This window comes from Shewanella sp. 1180_01 (assembly GCF_052850535.1).
In genome coordinates this window covers 1-9,568 of the sequence record NZ_VXCT01000089.1, presented here as the reverse complement: position 1 = coordinate 9,568, position 9,568 = coordinate 1, and the positions used below count along the sequence as shown (strand labels likewise).

The window sequence follows — 9,568 nt, the reverse complement described above, 5'->3', positions numbered from 1 at the left end:
AGCTATACCAAGGCTTCCAAGAGGAAATTCCTAGGTAGAATAAAAATTGGCTTTTTTAGTCACATTAACACTTTAGAGTTTCTGATTAATATTAATAATTTACATCATTACTCATAGGTAAATCTGATGAAACTACGCCCTATTTCGTCGCTCTCACTCGGCCTGTTAATTGCCGCTAGCGCTTTATTAGCTGGTTGCAATAGTGACGATAACAACACAGAAGTCACGCCACCCGCCAGCAAACCTGTTCCAGCTCAAGTGGGAGAAAGACCTTTATTCCTCGTGCGTCAAATGCAAGACAGCACACTTAAAACCCGCTTAGAACAATGCACCACTGACAATTTTTATCGCAGCGAGTTTTCCATCGGTCACCGTGGCGCACCAATGCAATTCCCTGAGCATACAAAGGAATCCTACCAAGCGGCTATCGATTCGGGCGCTGGCATAGTTGAATGCGATGTCACCTTCACCGCCGATAAAGCCTTAGTGTGCCGCCACTCACAGTGCGATCTTGCCAGCACGACCAACATTTTAGCTGTGCCTGAACTGGCCAATAAATGTTCGAGCCCATTCACTCCAGCCGATGCAGCCAATGGCGTCAGCGCATCGGCGACCTGTTGCACCAGCGATATCACCCTCGCCGAATTTAAAACCCTCAAGGGTAAAATGGAAGGCAGCAATCCTAAAGCGACCACTGCGGCCGAATTCATCAATGGCACTCCAAGCTGGCGCACCGATCTCTACGCTGGCAATGGCACCTTGATGACCCATGCCGAAAGTATTGAAATGTTTAAAAAAGCTGGCGTGAAGATGACGCCAGAGCTCAAAGCCGCCAGCGTATCTATGCCATTCGATGGTTTTACTCAGCAGGATTACGCACAAAAAATGTTAGATGAATACACGGCGGCAGGCGTCGATGCTTCGCAAGTATTCCCGCAATCATTTATCTTAGATGACATCAAATATTGGGTCGCCAATGCACCCGAGTTTGCGAAACAAGCAGTTTTTCTTGATGACAGATACGATTATAACAGCGCTTTCGATCCACAAAATTCAGCCACTTGGTCACCATCAATGGCGGATTTGAAGACCCAAGGTGTCGAAATTATTGCACCGCCACTCTGGGTTTTAGTCGCCTTAGATGCGGACAAAAAGATCATCCCTTCGGAATACGCTAAGGCCGCCAAAGGCGCTGGGCTTAAGATCATCACTTGGTCGCTGGAACGTTCAGGATTATTAAAAAATGGTGGCGGCTTTTATTATCAAAGCATTACCCAAGCCATAGATAACGAAGGCGATACCTTTGAATTACTCGATGTGTTAGCTAAAGATGTCGGTGTGATTGGGGTGTTCTCCGACTGGCCCGCCACTGTGACTTACTATGCTAACTGTATGGATTTATAAGTCATCGATATAGAAAACAAAAAATGCGTTAACGATTAATCGTTAACGCATTTTTTTATTGCGAAAATAGTCTATATCTCGCCGCGAGCAAGCTCTTTAACCTGAGCTCGGGATAAGCAGAGCCGCTGAATAGGCATCTTTTCGGGCCTCTCTGCGTTGCTCTATCTAACCATAGCTCGCTATGGCCTACAACAGAGCGCCTTGATATGCGCAAAAATCTGCGCATTCAGTCAGAAAATAGACTTTTCGTTTCAAACAAACCACTTATCTTATTGATTTAATTTGTTAAACCTAGATTTTTCGACACTCATTATCCCGAGTTCAGGTTATTTAAACAGGTGCTGGATATTCTTTAAATCGCCCTTACCTTCGGCAATTTCTTCCGGTGTTAAACCTGTGACTTCATGCGGGAAAACTAACCAGTCTTCAGAGGCATGGATGTAATAGTCAGGCTTTAATGGCACGGCGGTATTTTTTGGCTTGTAATAAGGGCAAGCGATACGGATATCAGTTGGCATATTCAGGCGCATCAACTGACCGAGTTTTTCTTTTAATGCATGGATACTGCGGCCAGAGTCAAACACGTCATCCACAATCAATAAACCGTCGCTTGCGTTCGCATTTTCAACGATGTAATGCAGGCCGTGAACTTTGATTTCTTTGCTTTGCTTGTCGGTACCAATCCCATAATAGGAAGAAGTACGCACGGCAATGTGATCGGTTTCTACTTGTTTAAAGTCGAAAAATTCCTGTACCGCGATCCCGATTGGAGCGCCACCACGCCAAATACCCACGATAAACTGCGGACGAAAGCCACTCTCATACACTTGCGAAGCTAATAAAAATGAATCTTCCAGCAATTGCTGCGCGGTAACAAAATACTTTTCTGACATGACACAGTCCCCATCACATTGATTTTATTCTTAGGTCGTTAAAGCTTATGACCCCTGTAAGGTCTGTTCGGCGGGTAAAGGTTCCCAAAACACTAAAACAGCTTAGCCTTAGCAAGTGTAGGCAGCCGCCGAATTTTGGGAGCGAATTTTATACCAAAAAAATGCGATGTGCTGCAGTAATAGTAAGAACTTGCGTGACAACAGACATTTATTTTGCCTTTTTAGGCAAAAAGCAACAAAAAGGCCACCCTAAGGTGGCCGAAAAACAGCGAATAAATACCTGCGTTAAACGATAGGCGTAATCACATGCTCGCCCACTTTTGCCTTGGCACTATAACCACGTGCCGTTGCCGCTTGGAAATCCTTCGACAAAATGGTATCCACATAATGCCAGTCGCTGCGCACCTCATCAGCGGTAAAGGTGAGCGTCATAAAGCCTCGGTCTTTTAAGTTAGCGTACTTAAGATCTGGCACTAACTCGACGATCGCCGCCTCAGTCGCAGGGATCTGCTCAGCGGGCAGATTCAAATAGTACTCAAGACCTGGTGAAGACACTGAGCTGGTCGCAAACTCCACCCCAACGGTATCGCCATTCACGTCTTTAAGTTCGTTAGCCCAGGCATTATGGGTATCACCCGCGATCACGACTAAGTTGAGGTTTTTCGATTTAGCCGTACCTAAAATCACCTCACGCTCGTATGCATAACCGTCCCAAGCATCTAAGTTGTATGGAATGGCAGGTAATTGCAGCAGTGCAATAACTTCTGGGGTTAGTAAGGCTTGATTAGCCTGAAGATATTGCAGCTCTTGGGCGGTCAGCGTCGGATCATTTGCCGCCGCACGCGCCGCTAACTTAGCTAACGCGCCTAACATAGCATACTGAGGAATGCTCATCTGCTGCGTCGCAATCGCCGCCGGCAATGACATCTTGCCCATCAAAATCTGTTGCCCTAACACCTGCCACTTGCCCGTTGCTTGCAGCAAAGTGCCCTGTAGCCATAATAATTGCGTCAGACCCAGCATAGTGCGAGTGGTCGAAGTCACATCGGCAAGGAAACGTTCGCCCGCAAACGAACCCGTTGTCGGATCCATATAATCGGCATAATCGAGCTGTTTATCACGGGCCAATACGCGGGTATCGAGCATGTGCAGGTCGACAAGATTGCCGTAACTGAAGCTGCGGTAAATCTCTTCATGGTTCCCTTCGCGCCATGGACGAATAGGCAACCATTCGAAATAAGCTTGCAGTGCCGCTTCTTTGCGGACGGCAAAATCGCCTTCGTCTTCATTATGATTCTCAGCGCCATCACGCCAAGTATCGTTGGCCACTTCGTGGTCATCCCACACTGTGATAAAAGGCACTTTCGCGTGTAACTTTTGCAGACTCGCATCGGTATGATACTGGCCATAACGGGTGCGATAATCGCCCAATGTCAGCAACTCAGTGGCCGGTAATACTTCACGGCCAAGCTCTGCAGCATGCTCACTGGCATAACCGCCACGGGCATATTCATAGATGTAATCGCCTAAATGCACCACGGCATCTAAGTCATCCTGCGCCGCCGCTAATTCATAGACGTTAAAGTATCCGGCTGGAAAGTTCGCACAGGACATCACCGCCAGTTTGACAGAACTCACATCGCCCTCAGGTAGCGTACGGGTTTTACCCACGACAGAGGTTTTGTCACCTGTCATAAAGCGGTAAAAATAGTTTTGGCCAGCACGTAAGCCGCGGGCATCAATCTTAACCGTGTAGTCACGGCTCGCATTAGTGACCATCTCACCCGTGGTCACTAATTGACTAAAGGCCGCATCGCTTGCCACTTGCCAGCTCACTTTTACATCGCCCTCAGACTCAGGCGTGACACGGGTCCAAAGGATCACAGCGTCAATAGCAGGATCGCCACTGGCAATCCCATGTAAAAATTGTGCAGGTACAGAATTATCATCATTACTATCACTACAGCCCATCAAGCCGTAAGAGATCACAGCAACGCCAACACCTTTGGCCGACATAGCCAAAAAGTCACGACGAGTTACGGTACGATTCATTATTATTATTCCTTGTTAGAAAAGGCTTCACTGGTATGAGGTCTAATGAGACCCCGATTGTGAGACATCACTGTTACACATTTGTGACATCTTTGTCAGCCTTTTATGATTTCTATCAATTCAAATACTTATACTGAATGGCGTACTTTATTTAAGCAGGGCTGGCGCAGCGAACAAGGAAGCTGCTAACATCGGTGCAGGCTAACGCAGCGTGTTAAATGCACGCCTAAGAATGGCAAGAAAAGGAATTTAACAATGAAAGTCAGCGATATTATGAGTGATCAAGTCATCTGCATCAGCGATGGCGCCAGCTTGAAAGATGCCCACCATCTGATGCAAACCCGTGGCGTACGCCACTTACCTGTGATATCTGAAATTGATGGCACCCTCGTTGGCGTACTCACCCATAAAAAGATGATCGCCAGCGTGATGACTATGTTGAATAAATACGGCCAAGGCGCGCTCGATCGTAAGGAGCGATACACGCCGATCACAACCGTGATGGACCAAGACTATCAGCATCTTACCGCCGACGAGCCCTTAACTGTGGTGGTGGAATATTTTATCGAAAACAAACTCGGCTGCTTGCCCGTTGTCGATGTTGATAAAAAGGTACTCGGTATCGTCACCTCATCGGACTTTATCAAGCTGTGTCGTACCCTGCTGCAACAGCAAAGTTAAGCTTATCGAGCAAAAAGCGCGGCCAATATTTGCTGCGCTTCCAATTCATCTCACCAAAACTACACTGCAGTCGCAGGCGGTATTCGAGTAAAACGCTGCCAGCGGCACGAGCGCCAGCGATACACCATAATCAGGCCGCGGATCCATTCATCTGCCGCAACGGCAAGCCATGCTGCAAGCACGCCGTAACCTAAATGCAATCCAAAGAACCATGCCAATAGCACGCCAATGCCCCACATGCTAAAGAGGCCAACCCGCACAGGGAACGCCACATCACCCGCGCCTTTTAATGCCGAAATAATCACCAGATTAAACACCCGCCCCGTTTCGAGCGCGATTGAACCTGCAAGCAATAACGCCGTCAGTTGAATGACTTCTTCGTTCTCACTTAGCCAGCCAACAATAGTGAATCGCTGCCAGTAGAAGACTAACACTATGACCAGCGAAGTGACAAAACCCACCAGACAGTAGCGTTGCACTCTCGCAGTGATTTCATCGAACCATTGTTTGCCGACATAGTATCCGGTCTGAATTTGCGTCGCCTGACCGAGCGCAACCGCAAAACAATAAATAAATCGGCTGATGTTTAATCCATAGGTATAAGCCGTGAGCGATAAGGTGCCCATCTGACTGATAAAATAGATGATGGTCATCTGCGCCACATTGTAAGACAACATCTCACCGGCATTGAGCAAGCCGATACGCATCACGCTCCAATAGGTGCTGCGCGGTAATAATTTAAGCCGTTGCAGTGGCAGCGGGATCTTTTTATAGCGGATCACCATCAGCATGATCGCAGCGCCGATGATCTGGCTGGTGACGGTGGAAATTGCCACCCCTGTTACCCCATAAACAGGCAAGTCAAAGGGAGAATACAGGGCAATATAGTTACCGATAACGTTCATCAAGCCTGTGCTTGAGGTGACTAACATGGCCGAGCGGGTAAAGCCGTAACTCCTTAAAATCGCGGCAAAAGCGATGTTCATGACCAAGCCTATACTTAAGCTGCCGCAAATCACTAAGTAGTCATATCCAAAGCCTGCCACATCGTGTTCAAGCGCAAACAGGCCGATAACACCCTTAGCACCGAAGAACATAGAGGCGCCCATGATCAAGGCGAGTCCTAAGCTCAATGCGACACTTGCAACCCCGATATCGACCGCCTGTTGCGACTGGCCTGCGCCATTGTTCTGGCTAATCAAAATGCTCGCACCTGTACTCACCATCATCGACATGACCATCATGAAGAACATCAGCTGAGTCGTGAGTCCCACCGCGGCAACCGCGTTATCGGAATAATGGCTGAGCATAAAAATGTCGCTGATCCCAAGCAGTGATTGCAGCAAGGTCTCGACAAAAATCGGCCAAGTGAGGGCGACTATGCTCATGCGTTGTTGCAATGTTTTGGGTGCTTTAGCCACGGAGAATTCCTGCAAATTAGAGTACGGATAACGATGTGAGCGCTGGCTCAATGTGTCGCTCAAACGGTATCTTGGCAACCTATATTTTAGCCAAGAGACTGAAAGCAACTTTCACAAATAGACAACCTAGTGCTAACTAACACAAAATCAGGCGGAAATTTAAGCGTATCCAGCCTAAGGGTCAATTGAATTGGTAATTTTCTTACAAGTAGCCATACAACTCAATCTGTAATATTGAAAATATGCCGACTGCAACCGTATTCATTACTGAGTTTATGGCAGAGCTAAAAACAGGACTCATCACAGTGTGTGAATTTAGGCTAACAAGCATCTAATCAATGAGCACAGAACCAGAGTGCGCACAATAAAATGAGCAAAAATAGTTGCTGGCAGAAATCATGTCAATGCTGCTAATCCGCTATTGCTTCTCATCACTGCGGCTACCATTTCAATTAAACTGCCGATAAACTCAGCCCATTGCAGAACTGCTAAGCACACTGAAAAATGAGGGAAGATTAAATGAGCCAACTCTATTTAGAAGATGGAATTAAACAATTGGTTAGCGAGTTTATCGCAGCGGGTTGCCCATCGGTGCGAGAGCAAACCATTGAGCAACGTAGGCAAGGTTATATCGCCAGCACGGTACTAGCAGGTGAAGTGGAAGACGTGTTCGAGGTGCGCGCAGTTTCCATCGATGGCGCAGACTTGACCCTGTTCAAACCTTCGGCGGCAAACGATTTACCCGTTGTCATTTACTACCATGGCGGCTGTTTTGTCAGTGGCAGCGTTGAAACCCACAATCAACAACTGCGTAAACTCGCCAATGATGCTGGCGCACTGGTTATTGCGGTGAGCTATCGTCTCGCCCCAGAACATGTTTATCCCGCCGCCCACGACGATGCCTGCCATGCCGCCGAGGTCATTTATGCGCATTGCCAACAATGGGGTGGCGATAAGGACAAGGTTACCTTGATGGGCGACAGCGCCGGCGGCCATTTAGCCCTCGTCACTTGCCTACGTTTAAAAGCCAAAGGGCAATGGTTGCCACAAAAACAAGTGCTTATCTATCCGATGCTCGATGCCACTGCTAAAAGCCAAAGCTATAGCGACAATGGCGAGAAATACATCATCACCCGCGACACCTTACTCACTGGATTTGATCTGTATTTAGATTGGCACCCCAGAACCGATGCCGAAGCCAGTCCGCTGCGAAGCGCTAACTTAGCGGGACTGCCCGAAACCCATATCATCACCGCAGAATTTGATCCGCTCGTCGATGAAGGAGAACAGCTATTTAGGCATCTATTAGAGGCTGGCGTGAATGCCCACTGCCGCCGCTATCTTGGGGTGATCCATGGATTCTTCCAACTCTCGGGAGTGAGCCGTTCCGCTCGGGATGCCATGGTGCAAGTGAGTAATATAGTGAAGACAGTCTAACGTCATCCTTGATGATTAATTCCTTCATAAAAAAAGGCTTTCTATCTAGATAGAAAGCCTTTTTAAACCGTTTGATATTCAGACTTAAACTGCTTTCTTTCGATACGCCAAAAACAACAAGACTATGCCAACGGCTAAAAACGGTAAGCTAAGAAGTTGTCCCGCACTTAGCACTGATTCAGAGTAAGCCGCTTGGCTGACTTTAATCGATTCAATCGCAATTCGCGCACTAAATACCGACACCAGAAACAGGCCGAAAATCGCGCCATGCCGTTGTTTAATCTGCGAAAATTGATACAGAGCATAAAGCGCAATAAAGATAGCCAAATAGGCAAAAGCCTCATAAAGCTGCGCCGGATGCCTTGGCAACATATCAACACGGGCAAATATAATGCCCCAAGGTTTTGTCGTTGGATCGCCTAAAATCTCTGAGTTGGCAAAGTTCGCCATACGCACAAAAAAGCCAAAAATGGCGGTGGCGATCGCGAGTCTATCCAACAAAAACAGGAAGGGCAGCTTCACTTTGCGTTGGTAATAATACAGCGCCAGAATCGCCCCTAAACCCCCACCGTGGCTGGCGAGTCCACCTTCCCAAATCGCCAAAATCTTCAGCGGATGGGCAAAGTAATAAGCCGGATCGTAAAAAATACAATGGGCTAAACGCGCGCCCACTATGATGCCAACCACACAATAAATCAGTAGATTATCAAGGGACTCGACATCGAGGTTTTCCTTGATATAAATCCGCTTCATCACCTGAAAACCAGCTGTGATAGCAACAGCAAACAAGACTCCATACCAATGTATTTTTAGTCCCATAAACGAGATTAATACAGGATCGAGCTCCCACACTAAGTGTTCCAAATTCAATTACTCCTAACACTTGGTACATAGAGGTACGCCAAAAAGCCTGTTTTACGTGGTTAAATGCCAATAGACAAGCCTTGTCGCGGGGATATCTTACTATTGAGCCAAATTTAACGACACTGAGTAGCGTTTTACGGCTGAAAGGTATAATTACGGTCAGCTCGGCTGACCACGCCAAACAGACCACAGGCGTTAACTTTGAGTACTCGCTACAACTGACCTATTTCCTTACGCCAGATCCCCTTCTCCTGTGCTTCAGTCAATTTCAGTTTGGCGAAATACCGAGTCACAAAAAAGCTAATGGGAATAGATGATAAGGCAAGAGCTTCAAAGTTATATAGGGTCATGACGGCAATGCCATTGGTTAGTAGCCCAATCACACCCACCATGTTTGCATACTTACTCTCATAGATTTTCCCAAACTTGCAGGCCAAGTAACCAATAACGGCCGCAGGAACAAAGAGCATCCAATAAAACACTAACCCATTCCAAACAAAGAGAATAAGTAAGGCTAAACCTAAGAAAACACCAAGTAATGCCCCTAGAAATGCCTTTTTAGGTGATTGGTTTTTAACAAGATCTTCATAAGCTTGCTTTGCCTGTTCATCTATAAACTTGCGATACGACTCGCTTTCACCCTTTCCCTTACGCGCCATTTAACTCACCAAATTGCTGTATTTTATACAAAAAATTGGCCTATTTTGCTAGAAAATAACATCTTTGTCGCGCTGTTTTGAATAGCAAACACGCGGAGCTGGAAGGTAAAGCTTTCACTTTAAATACTGAACCTCAAACCGAGTTGACTGAATTTAA

8 protein-coding genes are annotated in these 9,568 nt (G+C 46.9%); 3 read left to right on the top strand and 5 right to left on the bottom strand.

Going from position 1 to position 9,568, the window contains the following annotated elements:
• Positions 1–126 precede the first annotated feature (126 nt).
• Positions 127–1,404, top strand: a complete 1,278-nt coding sequence (locus tag FW758_RS23545) for a glycerophosphodiester phosphodiesterase family protein (protein ID WP_446446703.1) — start codon at positions 127–129, stop codon at positions 1,402–1,404.
• A gap of 326 nt (positions 1,405–1,730) precedes the next feature.
• Here FW758_RS23545 and FW758_RS23540 read toward each other — a convergent pair whose 3' ends face one another.
• Positions 1,731–2,297, bottom strand: coding sequence for a phosphoribosyltransferase (locus FW758_RS23540; RefSeq protein ID WP_006080219.1), 567 nt, complete (start codon positions 2,295–2,297; stop codon positions 1,731–1,733).
• A 285-nt stretch (positions 2,298–2,582) separates the two neighbouring features.
• Complete coding sequence (locus FW758_RS23535) at positions 2,583–4,349, bottom strand: alkaline phosphatase D family protein (RefSeq protein ID WP_446446702.1); 1,767 nt, start codon at positions 4,347–4,349, stop codon at positions 2,583–2,585.
• 255 nt (positions 4,350–4,604) lie between these two features.
• On the opposite strand from FW758_RS23535, the gene FW758_RS23530 reads away from it, so the two are divergent.
• Positions 4,605–5,030: a CBS domain-containing protein gene (locus tag FW758_RS23530; protein ID WP_259509701.1), complete on the top strand. Its 426-nt coding sequence runs from the start codon at positions 4,605–4,607 to the stop codon at positions 5,028–5,030.
• A gap of 59 nt (positions 5,031–5,089) precedes the next feature.
• Here FW758_RS23530 and FW758_RS23525 read toward each other — a convergent pair whose 3' ends face one another.
• Complete coding sequence (locus tag FW758_RS23525) at positions 5,090–6,451, bottom strand: MATE family efflux transporter (protein ID WP_446446701.1); 1,362 nt, start codon at positions 6,449–6,451, stop codon at positions 5,090–5,092.
• Positions 6,452–6,970: 519 nt separating this feature from the next.
• On the opposite strand from FW758_RS23525, the gene FW758_RS23520 reads away from it, so the two are divergent.
• Positions 6,971–7,888 carry an alpha/beta hydrolase gene (locus FW758_RS23520; protein WP_446446700.1) on the top strand — a complete coding sequence of 306 codons (918 nt, stop codon included), beginning with the start codon at positions 6,971–6,973 and terminating at the stop codon, positions 7,886–7,888.
• An 84-nt stretch (positions 7,889–7,972) separates the two neighbouring features.
• Here the strand turns inward: FW758_RS23520 and lgt are convergent, their stop codons facing one another.
• Both lgt and FW758_RS23510 read right to left on the bottom strand, forming a co-directional pair.
• Positions 7,973–8,752, bottom strand: coding sequence for a prolipoprotein diacylglyceryl transferase (gene lgt / locus FW758_RS23515; protein ID WP_446446699.1), 780 nt, complete (start codon positions 8,750–8,752; stop codon positions 7,973–7,975).
• A 212-nt stretch (positions 8,753–8,964) separates the two neighbouring features.
• Positions 8,965–9,411 carry a hypothetical protein gene (locus FW758_RS23510; RefSeq protein ID WP_006084117.1) on the bottom strand — a complete coding sequence of 149 codons (447 nt, stop codon included), beginning with the start codon at positions 9,409–9,411 and terminating at the stop codon, positions 8,965–8,967.
• Between the last annotated feature and the right edge of the window lie 157 nt (positions 9,412–9,568).

Coding starts and splice junctions, on each gene's coding strand:
- FW758_RS23545 (WP_446446703.1), top strand. CDS start 127: ATGAAACTACGCCCTATTTCGTCGCTCTCACTCGGCCTGTTAATTGCC.
- FW758_RS23540 (WP_006080219.1), bottom strand. CDS start 2,297: ATGTCAGAAAAGTATTTTGTTACCGCGCAGCAATTGCTGGAAGATTCA.
- FW758_RS23535 (WP_446446702.1), bottom strand. CDS start 4,349: ATGAATCGTACCGTAACTCGTCGTGACTTTTTGGCTATGTCGGCCAAA.
- FW758_RS23530 (WP_259509701.1), top strand. CDS start 4,605: ATGAAAGTCAGCGATATTATGAGTGATCAAGTCATCTGCATCAGCGAT.
- FW758_RS23520 (WP_446446700.1), top strand. CDS start 6,971: ATGAGCCAACTCTATTTAGAAGATGGAATTAAACAATTGGTTAGCGAG.
- FW758_RS23510 (WP_006084117.1), bottom strand. CDS start 9,411: ATGGCGCGTAAGGGAAAGGGTGAAAGCGAGTCGTATCGCAAGTTTATA.